The sequence below is a fragment of the Staphylococcus sp. HGB0015 genome (assembly GCF_000411275.1).
Taxonomy (GTDB): Bacteria; Bacillota; Bacilli; order Staphylococcales; family Staphylococcaceae; genus Staphylococcus; species Staphylococcus schleiferi.
The window spans coordinates 523,974-539,590 of the sequence record NZ_KE150418.1 but is presented as its reverse complement, the minus strand read 5'-3'; the positions used below and the strand labels follow the sequence as shown (position 1 = coordinate 539,590).

Here is a 15,617-nt window from a genome sequence, read left to right as displayed (position 1 = left end):
ATTCATTACAACTTGATATACAAAAAAGAACAGCAACACAAACTGATTTGACAGTGCGTGTTGCTGTTCTTTTTATCTTCGGTTATTTTATTGTTTACGTTTTTTCAAATATTTAATTAATAAACCGATACCTAAAATGACGACAATAATACCAATTGGTAATGCTGCATTTTTAGTCATTTGACCTGAGTCTGGTAATTTAAAATTACCATTTTCATCAAATAAGTTATCTAAGAAGTTGTCACCTGTTGCGAGTTTATTTACTTTTTGGTACGGATCAATGGTTGGTTTCGGTGCAAAATCATGTTGGAATAATCCACCTAGGCCACCAGAAGGTCTTTGGTTCAGTAGTTTTCTTAATTTATCATTTGTACTTTCAGATGGTAACAATAAACGATGACGTTGATTTGTTAAATCTAAAGTTGGCAAATGGCGTAATGGCGATAAAATGTCATTAATATTAGTACGGAAATCATTTCTAACATCTTTGATTTGTTTTTGTAGTGTGAGTAAGCGATTTGCTTGTGCATCCAACTCGCCATGAATTAATTTTAGTAAATCTTTTGTATTATGAATATCCTTTGAAATACGTTGTGCAATTAATGACGCATTATCTGGATTTAAACGACCATCCAAAATAGCTTCAATCGCGTCTTTTTTATTATGCGCTTGTTTTAATAGCGCATTTAAAATATCATCGCTCGTTGCTTTACCATTGGATTTATAATACTTTTTGAGTCTACTCAAAATTTCTTGATTTGAAGGATGCCCTTCCATGATTTTTTGAGCTAATTGTTTCGCTTTTTGTTCATCAAAACGCGTACTTAATAAAGTTGTCACCAAATCTTTAGTGTGCGCTGTGTTATCCAACATACCTAACAACAACGTATCACTATGTGTTTGTTTCAAATCATCAATCGCTCGTTGCAATTGGTCGGCAATTTGTTGATTGTTTTGACCATGTGTATGAATCTGCTTTGCGATTGCTGCTGCTTGTTTATCATTATATAAGTCACTTAATATCGACTTAACCGCAGCTTGTTTATCATTGGCTGCTTTTAAACGAGATAATATTTCATCATTTTGTTGGTTCAATTGTGATGCAACAGTCTTCGCACTTTCATGCAACTTTTGTTGTTGCTTAGGTGAGAGGTCTGAGCGGCTACCAATTTTATTTTGAAGCTCATTTAAATGTTGACGTTTTTGCGCTAAGTAATCTTCAGATTGATCAGCAACCGATTTTGAAGCCATATCATCAATTTGTGATACAACGCTGTCTCGATCATTAAGCAAATCTTTTAACGCCTCATCGCGTTGATTTAACTTTTGGTGCAATGTGTTTCTATCTGCTGTTAAATCACGATCCATTTGATGAAGTTGGTCTTTTGTACCACTCAAATGTTTGCGCATTTCTTCAGCAATGTCATTGTTTGTATCGGGTTGATCGTCAGAAGTGGCATCATTTTTGGGTGTTTCATCACTCTGTTTTGGACGGTTATCACTTTGCGATTGGCCTTGTGTACCATCATTATTTTGTTCAGGCTCAGACTTTGGTTGTTCTGTCTCTTTTTTCGATAAATCATTGATTGTATCTATCAATTTCGACAAATCATCATCATCCGATGTATTCGTATGCGATGGTTGAGGGGCATCTGTTCTATTTTTGGCTTGAGGTGTTGCCTGTTGATGTCTGTCAACTTCTTTTTTTAACTGTTTGATTCTTTGATCGATACTGTCTAGTTGCGGTCTAACGTCATCCTTCGTCTCTGCATCTTTCGCTTTTTTATTTGCTGCTTCAGCTTCTTCAATGATTTTGTTAATACTTTGTTGAGAATCATCATTTGCGCGTAGAAGTTCTAAGAAATCATTTTTATAATCTGTATTCAATGAATCCATTTTATTAATTTGATGTTCTGCATCGTCAAGTAATCGTTGAATATCATCGTCTGACTGAGTTGATGCATGTGCATAAGAAGGGGAGGTTGCACTGATTGGATAATAGAATAATGATCCTACTAAACAAAGCGCGGTACCAGTTTTTAATAAATGATGGCGCACATTGACATGTCGCGTTGATTTTGACTGAGTCATGTCATCCTTCCTTTCTTTTTCATGTTACTATTATAGACCCTTCGTTGAAATTTTTAAATATTTATTATCTAAAAATGTATGAAACAAAATGTAATTGTGAAAATCTAGTTCATAATGAATGAAAAACCTTTAATATTCGCTTCATTATCAAAGAAATAAATTAGAATTGCTTACTATTTATATCTATAATAAAATTTAAAATTTTTACATAATAACAAAAAGCAACTCATGGCCACCTATTTGGACCCTCAGTTGCTTTTAAACTATTTTTTTCAAAGATTCTTTAACAAGCACTTAAATTAACCTTTGTATATCACTATATAATGCTTTAGGATCTGAAGCATTCAACAATTGCACTCATTTGTCATCTTGCATTAATGCTTTTGATAATTGTTGGAGTACTTTCAAGTGTGTGTCATGACTATGCAGTGGCACTGCAATTAAAAAGATTAATTGTGGCCATGTACCATCTAAACTCTCCCATTCTACACCTGTATCATTTTTTAACACAGCGACAACAGGCTGACGAATCGCATCTGTTTTTGCATGGGGCATCGCAATGTTCATTCCGAGCGCAGTCGTTGCCTCTGCTTCTCTAGCTAAAATAGCTTTTTTGAGTACGACTTCATCATTAACATAGCCAGCCTTTTGCAACGCATCAACCAATATATCAATCGCATGATCTCGTGAGATTGACTGATTGATGTTTAAAATCACATTCGCATCAAACAGTTCGTCAACTTGAGCACTCTCATCTTTAGCCTCTACGGGTGACACCGCTACATGCGTATCATCGCGCATTTCCTTTGTGCGTTCGTTTGGCATTTGATCTACTTGTTCGTTACTACTCCGACGTGCAACAGGTTTTTTTCTTAAAATTAACACGACTGCCATCGTCACGAAACTTCCGACTATGACCGCAATCGCAAACATAAGGATGTGATCAATGCCGCCTAAAACTGCAACAATAGGTCCACCATGTGCAACACGATCCCCGACATGACCCAGCGCCGCAATCACTGAAGCAATCATAGCCCCTATCATGTTTGCAGGTATGACGCGTAATGGATCTTGTGCAGCAAATGGGATGGCCCCTTCTGTAATACCAAACAAGCCCATCGTAAAGGAGGCTTTACCCATTTCAATTTCATTTTGATTGAATTTACTCTTTTTGATAAATGTTGCGAGTCCGAGTCCAATCGGCGGTGTACAAACTGCAACAGCAACCATTCCCATTACACTATAGTTACCTTCAGCAATTAAAGCAGAACCAAATAAAAATGCCACTTTATTCACTGGGCCTCCCATATCAAAAGCAATCATGGCACCAATAATCATCGCTAAAATGACGATATTTGCGCCTTGCATGCCTTTTAACCAAACTGTCAAAGCGCTGAACACACTGGCAATAGGTGCACCAATCACAAATATAAAGATTACGCCTACCAGAACAGAAGCAATGATTGGAATCACAATAATAGGCATAATCGGCGCCATAGCTTTAGGAACTTTTACATTTTTAATCCACTTAGCGATATAGCCCGCTAAAAATCCTGCGACAATTCCTCCTAAAAAGCCTGCACCTGCATCACTGCCATAAAAACTTCCATCCGCCGCTATCGCGCCTCCAATCATACCTGGAACGAGTCCTGGTTTATCAGCTATACTCATCGCGATATACCCAGCTAAGATAGGAACCATAAAACTAAAAGACAATGCCCCTATTTTTTAAAAAGGCTTCCAAAACGAGTCATCCGGAATTACTAAACCATGTGTTGCGGTCTTTTCGCCTCCTAATGATAAGGCAATGGCAATCAACAATCCCCCTACTACAATAAATGGGACCATGAAAGAAACACCATTCATAAGGTGCTGATAGACTGCTTGAACACCCTGATGCTTCGTAGACGTATTGTTCTCTGAAACACCTTCAGAAGATGCATTCATTTTATCACCTTGATAGATTGGCACATGTCCATCAATAACGCGTTGTATCAGAGCTTCTGGTTGATGAATTCCTGCACGGACGCTTTCTCTAATTAAAGGTTTTCCATCAAAACGTGATAAGTCAACTTGTCGATCTGATGCAATAATAATACCGTCTGCTTTTTCAATCTCTTCTGCTGTCAATTCATTTTCGACCCCGATACCGCCTTGTGTCTCAACTTTAATGCTGACACCTAGCTTTTTTGCAGCTTGTTCTAACTTTTCTTGTGCCATATATGTATGTGCAATACCATTGGGACAAGATGTGATTGCAAGTATGTTCACGCCTAACACTTCCTCTTTCTAAAATTCAAATACACCTCCATATTATCCCCTTGCTGATTGTATTTCAACGAATATTTTAAGCGCTTACAACATAGTATGTCTGATAAAGTCTTATATATAAAGCGATTTTTGAACCCATAAAAAACACATCATAAGAAAAGTGGTAGCAAATGACAGATTTGATGCATTGCTTTAAATCAAGCTTTCATCAAAAACAATCTTCCCTACCACCGTGATCCCTTCAAATTTTTGTTCAATTTAACAATGCGCATTTAAAAAATCGGATTCTGTTCCATGTGGGATTTGCATGCTTAACTTTCATCATAAACTTCAGTACAGTATCCATTAAAATGACAATGGGGACATTCGAATTTCCGTGTTGTTGATGTATGGCTTGCAAACGCCCAAGTCCATAAGTCAGGTTTGAACGTTGTCTGACAGTTTGGACATTGATATTTTACCTTGCCATAATAATCGACTGTCATACGGTACGCAACAATAGCACTATAAGTCAATGCTATAGCTGTTGGCCACGCGGTTTGGCTTTTCAAACTAAGACTGATTCCAATGACATTAGCGAATGATGCTGTAGTACCCAGGACCATCGTTTTTTGTGTTAACTGAGATAAATAAGGTTGATTTTTCATTATTTTCTCAATGTCCGATAGTGTATGCACAGGTGCTGTTGATGACGTAGCAATCATTTTTTGAATTGTTTTCATCTGCTTTAATTGAAGTTGTTGTTGCTGAATCATTTCTTCTGATGCACTTATTTTTTGTTCTAAAATTGAACGAACCGTCTTAAGTGTGCCCTCTGCATGAATCAATTTTCGGATTTCAGCCAAACTTAAACCTAAAGACTTCATCATTAAAATCAGGTTCAATTGTTCCGCTTCACGATCAGTATAAATACGATATTGATTATCTTTAACAAAGGCTGGCTTTAATAACTTTTGTCGATCATAATATTGTAACGTTCGCTTTGAAATATTGAACTTTTCAGCAAGCTCACCTGTCGAATAATGGGACATTGATCTCACCTCCTTATTTACGTTGTACACGATGACCTTACGTCATGGTCAACAATCTTATGCATAATTGCGAGCATTTTTTGAGGTTCGTCTATAAAAGGTGCATGTGCCGTATCTTGAAAGGCATAGAAATGCTTATCTTTTGAAGCCACACGATCAAAAAAGGCTTTACTATCTTCATACGTCGTTTGCAAATCATGGACACCTTGCAAAACGTAAAAAGGCACTGTTATTTCCTGGGCAATATCATTTAAATCGACATTGGCCATCTCATTCGTTAAGTGCTCAAATGTTGAGAGACTCCCTCTCACAATGTTAATCCGCTCTATTAATTTATAGTAAGGTGTCGACATCATCACTTTAAACATACGCCATAACGAATAGCCATGACTTGAAAACCCAACTTTATAACGCTCTGTGTAACGTTGGCGTACGCGACCATAGTAGCGATTTGTATTAAACTGACGCGTGAGGTGTACACGGTTTAACCGTTTAACCGCATTTTGATTGTTTTCTTCATGAGCTAAAAAGCGTAAATGATCAAGTATAAGCTGTTCATTATGAAAAACATTTCCCAGTTGCCCCATACCAATATAAGCTGCAATCACTTCTGGATAACGGTGCGCTACATGGGTACCGATAATGGTTCCAAACGAGTGACACATTAAAAACACTTTATCTTGATGAAAATGTAAACGTAAAAATTGGATAAGTTGATATAAATCATCAATGAGGTCGCACATCCCTACTATTTGACGTGTATACGACATCCCCGTCCCGCTCTGATCCCAATATACGACCGTATACTGATCCGTCAAATCAATATGGTGTGCGCGAAAAAATGGATAAAGTGGAAAACCTGGTCCCCCATGCACGACTAATAAAATTGGATTTTGTTCATCCTTTGTTTCAATAATAACGCCTTGGCGATGTCCATTTAGAGAAAGATATAATTTCTTCACTTTGCGGCCATCTGCTTCTATATATGTTTTCATCTCTACACCTCAAATCTTTCATATCAATTATAAATCATTTCTTATCCTTTAGAGTAAGCGAACACCTTAAAACCATAAAAAAAGGCTTTGGACGTGATACGCGCGTCCAAAACCGTGAAAGGATTTGTATTCAATTTGTCGATACACCATGCATTATTTTTTGTAATGATAGTCGATTGTATACGTAGAGACTTTGTTTTTAATGATTGGACTTTCTGTGTCCTCTCGATGACTTCTCACGTTTTTATGTGAGGCTTTAAAAACATCTGAAGAAAGCCAATTTTTAAATGCTTGCTCTGATTGCCAAATGGTTAAAATTTTTACTTCATCAAATTCTTCTAAATCATTCGTTTGTGTCACATACATTTCTATAAAGCCATCAATCGTTTCAATGCCTTGACGTTGATGAAAACGTTGCATCGTTTCCTGCGCTGTTCCTTTTGTTAATGTCAATTTATTTTCTGCCATAAACATCATACTTCCAACTCCTTATTCCTGATACGCATGGGCAAAAACCACTTTAGTTTTAATCAATTGTCCAAGACGCGTCAAACATCATCTATCGCACTCAAACTTTGATTATCTTCTGACACCCCTATTATATTTGATAACGATTATCAATATCAACTATAATCCAGATTTCACGTCTTCATTTCATATCAAAATGGATTTGAAGTTGTGATGAACATCACATCATAGAACATCCCCATTCTAGTAAACACCCTGTGTAACAAATGAAAAGGAGAGCGGATTGCGAATCATCTCACAGTCCCTCTCCCATTTTTTATATTACCTTTTACATTGACCTATTTTTTACGCATTTTAAGACGGGTCGTCTACTTTGATAGATAAATATTTAGTTTCTAAATAGGGTTCTATGCCTTCAATGCCACCTTCACGGCCGTAGCCACTTTCTTTCATGCCACCAAAGGGGGCATGAGCTGCTGAAGGTCCACCATCATTCCATCCAATCACACCGTAATCTAAATGATTATAAATATATAAACCTGTACGATAATCATTCGTGAAGAAATAAGCAGCGAGTCCAAATTCTGTATCATTAGCCATTCGAATGGCTTCGTCTAAATCCTCATAACGCATAACTGGCGCCACTGGACCAAACGTTTCTTCATGCATACATTTCATCTCTTGGTTGGCTTGTGTGACAACGACTGGATTAATGAAATTACCGCCTAATTTCACTTCATCCCAGCTTCTAGATAGTTGTCCGCCATGTTGTTTAGCATCTTGTAAGTGATCAATCACTTTTTCAACTGCCTTTTCATTAATGAGCGGTCCAACTTTAACATCTTCTGCCATGCCATCTCCCACTTTAAGCGCATGGACTTGTTCAATTAACTGTCGCTCATATTCATCAGCGATCGCGTGGTGAACATAAATACGATTTGCGCAAATACAAGTTTGACCTGCATTTCTAAATTTAGTCGCAATTGTTTGCGCAACCGCTTGGTCAATATCAGCATCTTTATGTACAATGAGCGGAGCAAGGCCTCCGAGTTCCATTGTGACATTTTTAACTGTACTGGCAGATTGTTCAATTAATTTTTTACCTACGGGTGTTGAACCTGTAAATGTAACCTTTTGGACATCGGGATGTGTCGTAAAGATTTCGCCTGCTGTTTTACCGCTTGCTAAGACATATGAAATTGCGTCTTCAGGTATGCCCGCTTCATGGGCAAGTTCAACTAATCGAATCGTCGTCATTGGGGTCTCAGTGGCAGGTTTACAAACAATTGTACAGCCTGCTGCGAGTGCAGGTGCCATTTTTCTAGTAATCATCGCCGCTGGAAAGTTCCATGGTGTAATTGCTGCGACCACCCCTACTGGAAACTTATCAATGATAATCTTTTTATCTGGGGTATTCGCGGGCACTGTTCTGCCATATGTTCTTTTAGCTTCTTCAGCATACCAATCGACATAAGAGACTGCGTAATCTACTTCTCCGAGTGCTTCTGCGTAAGGTTTGCCCCCTTCTAATGTAATTAATCGGGCTAAGGCTTCACGATTGTCTTTAATTAAAGCCGACCAAGCCCATAATAAACGTGAACGTTCATGGGCATCGACATCACGCCACGATAAAAATGCTTGATGTGCTCGCTCAATTTTAGAATGAATGGCTTGCTCGTCAGTATAAAGATAAGTTGCAATGACTTCACCTGTAGAAGGATTTTTGACTTCTAAATTTGACATCTTACCATCTCGCTTCCTCTCAATGAATAGATTTTAAATGTGCTCAATTTTTTTGTTATGCTTATCGTAACACTATCTTCAATTTGTTACATACTTTTCATCCTGAATATGCTAGATTATAAGTATAACTTGAGGAAAGTAGTGATTAGAAAATGACAACCGCAATTCCAAACTGTCCACAATGTGATTCAGAATATACTTATGAAGATGGGGCTGCTTATGTTTGTCCGATGTGTGCGTTTGAATGGACAAAAAATGCAGTTGAAGAAGCGGCTGCCGTAGAAATCATTCGTGATGCAAATGGCAACGAACTAAAAGACGGTGACACGGTTTCAGTTATCCGTGATTTAAAAATTAAAGGCACATCAGGCGTCATCAAACAAGGTACAAAAGTTAAAAATATTAAACTCGTCGCCCCAGAAGATGGTCATGATATTGACTGTAAAATCCCCGGTTTTGGTCAAATGGGCTTAAAATCAGAAGTTGTAAAAAAAATTAACTAACATATAAAATAAAGGATGAAACAATAAACCTTTTCTGGATTATCATTGTTTCATCCTTTTTTATTTCAAGTTAAAATGTATCTCTGACAGAAGCGATGGCCTCGTCCATAGATTGTCCAGTTGATAATGACACACTTGCGATAAAACTGCCTTCTACAATAGGCGCATCGACTTTCTCAATTCGGTAATGCCCTACATACATTTCAATAGCCATATCTAAATTCATTTCTGAAGACCCAATTTCAAAGAAACAAATCGCATCTTCTTCTAAATCATTCAATACCTCTGAGATTGTTTCAAACGAAGTCCCTATTTCACCATCATTACCACCCACGGCAATAACACTCACACCTTGTGCCATTTGTTCTAGTAAATCTTTTGTACCTTCTGCAATTTTTTCACTGTGACTAATGAGTACGATACTTGTCATTTCTTTTCATCTCCTATTAATGCATTTAAAATATATACGCTACTTTGTGCACCTGGATCTACATAGCCTAAACTCTCTTTTTTAAAGTAAGATGCACGCCCTTTAGTGGCTTCTATATCACGAGTCGCATCTGCTAATGCTTGTAATTTTTCTAAATCTACACGCTCACCATTTTCCACCGCTTCTCGCGCGCGTGAAATGACATCATACATCGTTTTTTCTTCTCGCGTTACTTTGCCGCGTTGTGCAACTGCATCTTCAAATGCCTTTAATATTGCGATTAGATTATCATGGTCAATGTCATCTTTAGCAACTTGTGACATTTTGACAAAACTAAAACCATATAAAGGACCTGAAGCGCCACCGACTTTAGACATTAATGTCATCCCTGTCGATTTGAGTAATGTCGCAATAGACTGATCATCAAGCTGTGCAGGTAGTGCCTCAAAGCCACGTCTCATATTGACGCCATGGTCTCCATCGCCAATAGCACGATCGAGATCAGTTAAATGGGCTTCTTCTCTTTCAAAGATATCTTTTAGAGCTAATAAACGTTCCTTTAAAATTGTCACATCCATTGTTACATCCTCCTATGAATTAAAATTTCGACTTGTTGTAGGCGCATTAAGTGCTGCTAAAACATGGGCATCATATGGCGCAAATGTGAGTGAAAAACCTTGCATATCTAATGAAGTCATATAGTCCCCAACGAACCATCCTTTGACAACTTTACCTTCTTTTTCTAATTGCTGCGCTACGTATTTTGTGACGATATTGAGTTCAGAAAGCGGTGTACCGCCCATGCCATTAATCATGACAATCAATGCATCACTGTCGACTTCTTGTTCTAGTTTTGTGGTTAAGCGTTGAACAATTTGGGCAATCGGTTCTATTTGAGTTCGTTCTAATCCTCGTTCACCGTGAATACCGATTCCGATTTCCATCTCATCTTCGCCAATATCAAAACCATATTTGCCTGTAGTCGGTACTGCAGGTGGCATGATTGCCATACCAATAGAGCGAACGCCTTCAAGAAACTGTTCAATTTTTGTTTTGAGTGCTTTAAGATGTGTACCTTGTTCAGCTAAATAGCCCGCATATTTATGTACCCATACGGTGCCGGCAACGCCTCTTCTTTTGTCCGCATCATCAATGGCAATGTCATCTTTGACAATGACCATTTCGACGTTAATGCCTTCCATCGCTGCCATATCTTGTGCCATCTCAAAGTTCATGACATCTCCTGCATAATTTTTAACAATTAATAAAACGCCATCACCATTATCTACTGCTTTGATTGCCTCTAATACTTTATCCGGAGTTGGAGATGTAAAAACCTCACCGCATACTGCTGCATCTAACATGCCCTCTGCAACATAGCCAGCATGTGCAGGTTCGTGACCACTGCCACCCCCTGATACTAACGCAACGCCAGATGTTTTTTTGTCTTTCCGAACGACAACCGTTTCTGCTATGACATCAATATTAGGGTTCGTATACTTCAAGCCATCTAACATGTCGTTTAAAAACTGTGTCTTTTCTTGAATTAACTTTTTCATGTTGTCACCTGCTCTCATCTTTTCTTCTATTATAACTTTCTACAATGAAAACGTTCACGTCAAACGATTATTCAACAGCAATTGATGCAAAAAAAGAGTAGCACCGTCATCTAAGCCACCTCTTAGAAAACGACACTACCCCTTTTAAACATCCCTACGACTTTATTTTACAATTGTATATTAGAAGAATATTGCTGTTAAAACTGGGACTACCGCAACAACAATAACCCCTACGAGTACAATCGCGATGCTCGCCATTGACTCTTCAACTTCGCCAAGTTCTTTCGCTGCAGCTACACCTAAAGTGTGGCCACTTGTACCTAATGCTAAACCACGTGCAATTTTATTATCGATGTGGAACCATTTTAATAATTTATTTCCTAAAGCATAGATAATAACTGCATTCAGTATAACAGCTAAAGATGTAAGTTCTTTAATACCATGAATTCCTTCAGAAACAGGTAATGCAATTGCAGTCGTTGCTGCTTGCGGAAGCATTGATGCAATGATGTCATTACCAAACTGTAACGCTTTGGCAACAAAGAAAATACCTACTAATGCGACGACCGTACCAATTCCTATACCACCTATAATACGGTGCCAGTGTTTTAAGAGCACATCACGCTTTTTATATAAAGGTATCGCGAATGAAATTGTTGCAGGTGCAAGGAAGAAATTAATCACATCGCCACCTATTTTATATTTTTCATATGGAATGCCTGTAAAGTGTAGGAATGCCACACCTACAACCATTGCAACAAATAATGGTGCAAATAAGAAGAAACCATTTGTTTTTTTAAATAAATATGTTGCAATTAAGAATGGAATGACGGATAACAAGATACCAAAATATGGGGTATTAATACCTAAATGATCAACCATGTGAGTGTGCTCCTTTCATTTCTGATTGTGCTTTTTCTGGTTTTTGTGCGTTATTTTTAGTCGTTACACGCATAATAATTTGTGATGCAAAACCTGTACATACAAGCAACAGCACTGTAGAGATAATAATGAGACCAATAATCAAAATTGGGCTTGCACTAATAATCCCTAATGAATTAACGACTGAAATCCCCGCTGGTACGAATAAAAATCCGATGTTATTCGTTAATGCTGTCCCTACTTTTTCAACTTGTCCCAATTTCACAACACCTGTGCATAATAAGATAAACAGTAAAACAAGTCCTATTACTGATGCTGGCATTGGAATCGGCATAAACGATTCAATGATACTTGAAACAAATAACACTAACGAAATCACTAAAACTTGATGCAAAAAGCTATACGTTTTTTCAACTTTTTGTTCCATCTTCACGGCCTCCTGTGTGCTTCTGATTGACTTCATTATAGTATGAAAAGAAAGGTTCACTGCGTTTTCACGCTGAAATGCAAAAATAAGGGGGTGAAATGCATTATGTGCATTTTTTCACACATTACATATTTTTCTCAATTAAATATAAAACATCTTTTAAATGTCAGCGTGACGCTATTCTATCTTCTTTTTCAATCTACAAAAATAGTTAAATCATTCTACTAACAAGTGCTACCTACGCTTCAGAAGCCTTTATATCAAGCGCTCGTACCACGAAATCCTACTTGCCGAGATGGTAGAACAAAATCAAATCAATCTTTGCTTTGTCACCATTTGTTATGTGAGATAAACACAAAAAAGACACTCAAAATTCATAATTCTGATGTGCACCCTAAATGTTAGATTTTAGGTCTAACTTTTGGGGGTCACTCCATTCCATCAAAATTTTGAGTGTCTTTTTCATTTTCTAAACTTATTAATCATTGGTTTATGATGTGAGACCCATCACTTGCTTAAAACTTTTCATATAGGAACGACTCACTTGCATTTTCACATCATTTGTCAAAGTGACCATATAGGTCGAATTAAACCAATGTTCTATAGCTTGAATGTGCTGTCGATTAATAATATTTGCACGATGAATTCTAATAAACTGCGGTGTATTCAACTTTTTTTCATATGCGCTTAAAGGCTCTGTTGTTTCAAACGTACCTTGTGTCGTATGAATCGTAGTGAGTCCTTTATTAACTGAAATACCGATTACATCAGAAAGATTCAGCATATGGATACGGTCATCAATCTCAATCGGCAAAAGTGTTTCCACATTCGTAACAGGAGGCATGTCCTGTGCCGCTTTGCTTTTTTTAAGTTGCGCCTGAACTTTTTGAACGGCTTGCTCGACGCGGCTTTGTTCGAATGGCTTCATAATATAATCTGTCGCATTTAATTCAAAGGCTTGAACAGCAAATTGGTCATGTGCCGTGGCAAACACAATCGCAGGTGGGGACTTCATTTTTTGAATTTTACGTCCTAGCTCAATGCCATTTTCATCCATTAAGTTAATATCTAAAAAAACAAGGTCGTAGTCGTCTACTAACAATGCCTCGATCGTTTCACTCACATTCTCTGCTTCATTCAAAACGTCGAAGCCACCGATACGATTTAATAAATAGATTAACTCATTACGCGCAAGAGGTTCATCATCAACTATTAACGCCCTCATGCTTTATCCCTCCTTTTGTTGATAAGGCAGCGTACACCATACCGTCGTTCCTGTGTGACTTGTATCAAAATGTAAAACTGCATCATTACTGAATAAACCTTTTAATCTTAAATTTAAATTTTCTAAAGCACTGCCTGTGCCCGATTCTGATTCAACGGCAGTTTGACCTAGTAAAGATAATTTTTCTTTCGGAATACCTTGCCCATTATCACAAACCGATATCACTAATTGTTGTTGATTTTCAACCCGTGCAACAACTCGAATACGATTGTCTTTCTTTCGCTTTGGAAAAGCATGTTTTACCGCATTCTCAACTAAAATTTGAATTAAAAATGGAGGGACAAGGGCTTGTGTCACATCCTCTGGAACATCAAAAGTCACATCAAATCTGCCTGGGAAACGCGCTTGTTCTAATGATAGATAAGCAGACACTTGGCTTAGCTCTTTTTCTAAAGTAATTGTATTTTGGCGAGAGCCTTGTAAATTTGAACGGAAGAAATGACTCAGTTCTAATAAGAGCTCTCTCGCCTTTTCACTATCGATTCGAACAAGTGCAGAAATCGTGTTCATCGCATTAAAAAAGAAATGCGGATTGACTTGTGCTTGTAATGATTTAATCTCTGCATCTTTCAATAATTTACTCTGCATTTCAGCCTCACCCAATTCGATTTGACTACTAAATATTTCAGCTAACCCTTCCGCCAATTGACGTTCTACGAAAGTAAGATTGTTCGGATTCGTAAAATACATTTTTAAAGTTCCCGTCACTTTGCCATGCATCTTCAAAGGAATCACAATGGCAGCGTGTAATGGACAATGCGGGTGTGTACATCCGATTTCACCTTTCGTATGAACTTCTTTAAGCTGCCCTGTTTGTAAAACTTCTTTTGATAAATCCGTTATAATTTCTTTTTTCGGAATGTGATGATCACTCCCAGCACCCACATGCGCTAAAATATCATGTCGATTTGTAATCGCTACGGCAGAAACTTTCATCAACTCTTTAATAATCATTGCCACATGCTTGGCAGAATCTTCATTCAGCCCTTCTTTGAAGTAAGGCAACGTCTGATTGGTTAATTGCAACACGTCATGCGTTTGTACAGCTCTCATTTGCTCTTCTTGCTTTAATGTGGAACTAATAATAGACATAAAAATAGCAGTCCCTGCACTATTAACAATAATCATTGGTAATGCAATTAACGAAATCAAATCAATCGCATAATGTTTATCTTGCGCAAACGAAAAAATACAAATCATTTGGACAATCTCCATTGTCGCCCCGATTAATGCACTTTTTCCTATTGAAGGATATTGATTTTTTTGACGTGCTTGCTGACCAAAATAACCCGAAATCAAACCGATAAATAATGAGGAAATTAAATACGTATAGGCTTCAGCGCCTCCCATATATAACCGGAAGAGCCCTGAAAAAATCCCTACGAATACTCCAACAAATGGACCTCCCACTAATCCAGCAACCCCAATTGTTAAAACACGTGTATTGGCTAACGATACATCATCATCTAAATGAAAATAGATACTTCCAGATAGGATGTCACCATTGCGAATGACAATCCCTGTAAAGTTAGACATCAGCGCAAAAAGGCTAAATATCAAGCAGAGTTGCCATTTTGAGGGCCACATTTGTCGTTGCTGCATCGTGTTTTTAAAGTAACTGGAATTCATTAAAATATAGGCAAGGATAATAATGAGACCCACACGTTCCAATAGTAATATCGTCAAATTAAACACTGAATATTTCTCCTTTTTCAACTGATTATTAATTTATTATATTTTAACATAATAAATAGAAATGACGTGTGCAATTGGATGAAATTCAAAGAAGTGGCCTATTTTACAGCAGTAATCAGTTGTAAATTCACCTTATGTATAGCATTCAAGCCTTTGCTTTAATAGTTAGATTATTGATTGGACTTTTGACTTTAATATTTGCTTGTATAAAAAATTAGTCGTTTTTATGATATTTTT

Annotated in this window: 13 protein-coding genes and 1 pseudogene; 1 reads left to right on the top strand and 13 read right to left on the bottom strand. The window is 37.4% G+C overall.

Annotated elements, in window-relative coordinates:
- Nucleotides 1–87: 87 nt before the first annotated feature.
- The 6 genes and pseudogenes from HMPREF1208_RS08995 to HMPREF1208_RS08970 form a co-directional block, all read right to left on the bottom strand.
- Nucleotides 88–2,091: a hypothetical protein gene (locus tag HMPREF1208_RS08995; RefSeq protein WP_016426065.1), complete on the bottom strand. Its 2,004-nt coding sequence runs from the start codon at nucleotides 2,089–2,091 to the stop codon at nucleotides 88–90.
- A 357-nt stretch (nucleotides 2,092–2,448) separates the two neighbouring features.
- Nucleotides 2,449–4,362 (bottom strand): annotated as a pseudogene (locus tag HMPREF1208_RS08990) (fructose-specific PTS transporter subunit EIIC).
- Between the two features lie 311 nt (nucleotides 4,363–4,673).
- On the bottom strand, nucleotides 4,674–5,393 hold the full coding sequence (locus HMPREF1208_RS08985; RefSeq protein WP_016426062.1) for a MerR family transcriptional regulator: 720 nt from the start codon (nucleotides 5,391–5,393) through the stop codon (nucleotides 4,674–4,676).
- A 17-nt stretch (nucleotides 5,394–5,410) separates the two neighbouring features.
- Entirely contained in the window at nucleotides 5,411–6,388 is a 978-nt protein-coding gene (locus HMPREF1208_RS08980; RefSeq protein ID WP_016426061.1) for an alpha/beta fold hydrolase, read from the bottom strand.
- A 153-nt stretch (nucleotides 6,389–6,541) separates the two neighbouring features.
- Entirely contained in the window at nucleotides 6,542–6,862 is a 321-nt protein-coding gene (locus HMPREF1208_RS08975) for an antibiotic biosynthesis monooxygenase (RefSeq protein WP_037559566.1), read from the bottom strand.
- A 348-nt stretch (nucleotides 6,863–7,210) separates the two neighbouring features.
- Nucleotides 7,211–8,599: an NAD-dependent succinate-semialdehyde dehydrogenase gene (locus HMPREF1208_RS08970; RefSeq protein WP_016426059.1), complete on the bottom strand. Its 1,389-nt coding sequence runs from the start codon at nucleotides 8,597–8,599 to the stop codon at nucleotides 7,211–7,213.
- A gap of 152 nt (nucleotides 8,600–8,751) precedes the next feature.
- Here HMPREF1208_RS08970 and HMPREF1208_RS08965 point away from each other — a divergent pair, with 152 nt between their 5' ends.
- The gene (locus HMPREF1208_RS08965) at nucleotides 8,752–9,102 is read left to right on the top strand and encodes a zinc ribbon domain-containing protein YjdM (RefSeq protein WP_016426058.1); all 351 of its coding nucleotides are present in this window, start codon (nucleotides 8,752–8,754) and stop codon (nucleotides 9,100–9,102) included.
- 70 nt (nucleotides 9,103–9,172) lie between these two features.
- Here HMPREF1208_RS08965 and dhaM read toward each other — a convergent pair whose 3' ends face one another.
- From dhaM to HMPREF1208_RS08930, 7 genes are all read right to left on the bottom strand, one after another.
- Nucleotides 9,173–9,532 (bottom strand): dihydroxyacetone kinase phosphoryl donor subunit DhaM, encoded by a 360-nt coding sequence (gene dhaM / locus HMPREF1208_RS08960; RefSeq protein ID WP_016426057.1) that lies wholly within the window; start codon nucleotides 9,530–9,532, stop codon nucleotides 9,173–9,175.
- On the bottom strand, nucleotides 9,529–10,110 hold the full coding sequence (dhaL, locus tag HMPREF1208_RS08955; protein ID WP_016426056.1) for a dihydroxyacetone kinase subunit DhaL: 582 nt from the start codon (nucleotides 10,108–10,110) through the stop codon (nucleotides 9,529–9,531). Before dhaL ends, dhaM begins: the two co-directional genes overlap by 4 nt.
- 12 nt (nucleotides 10,111–10,122) lie before the next feature.
- Nucleotides 10,123–11,091: a dihydroxyacetone kinase subunit DhaK gene (gene dhaK / locus HMPREF1208_RS08950; protein WP_016426055.1), complete on the bottom strand. Its 969-nt coding sequence runs from the start codon at nucleotides 11,089–11,091 to the stop codon at nucleotides 10,123–10,125.
- A 180-nt stretch (nucleotides 11,092–11,271) separates the two neighbouring features.
- A complete protein-coding gene (lrgB, locus tag HMPREF1208_RS08945) occupies nucleotides 11,272–11,973 on the bottom strand; it encodes an antiholin-like protein LrgB (protein ID WP_016426054.1) in 702 nt (233 codons plus the stop codon).
- A complete protein-coding gene (lrgA, locus tag HMPREF1208_RS08940; RefSeq protein WP_371317747.1) occupies nucleotides 11,966–12,406 on the bottom strand; it encodes an antiholin-like murein hydrolase modulator LrgA in 441 nt (146 codons plus the stop codon). Before lrgA ends, lrgB begins: the two co-directional genes overlap by 8 nt.
- 484 nt (nucleotides 12,407–12,890) lie before the next feature.
- On the bottom strand, nucleotides 12,891–13,625 hold the full coding sequence (locus tag HMPREF1208_RS08935) for a response regulator transcription factor LytR (RefSeq protein WP_016426052.1): 735 nt from the start codon (nucleotides 13,623–13,625) through the stop codon (nucleotides 12,891–12,893).
- Between the two features lie 3 nt (nucleotides 13,626–13,628).
- A complete protein-coding gene (locus HMPREF1208_RS08930) occupies nucleotides 13,629–15,380 on the bottom strand; it encodes a sensor histidine kinase (protein ID WP_016426051.1) in 1,752 nt (583 codons plus the stop codon).
- Between the last annotated feature and the right edge of the window lie 237 nt (nucleotides 15,381–15,617).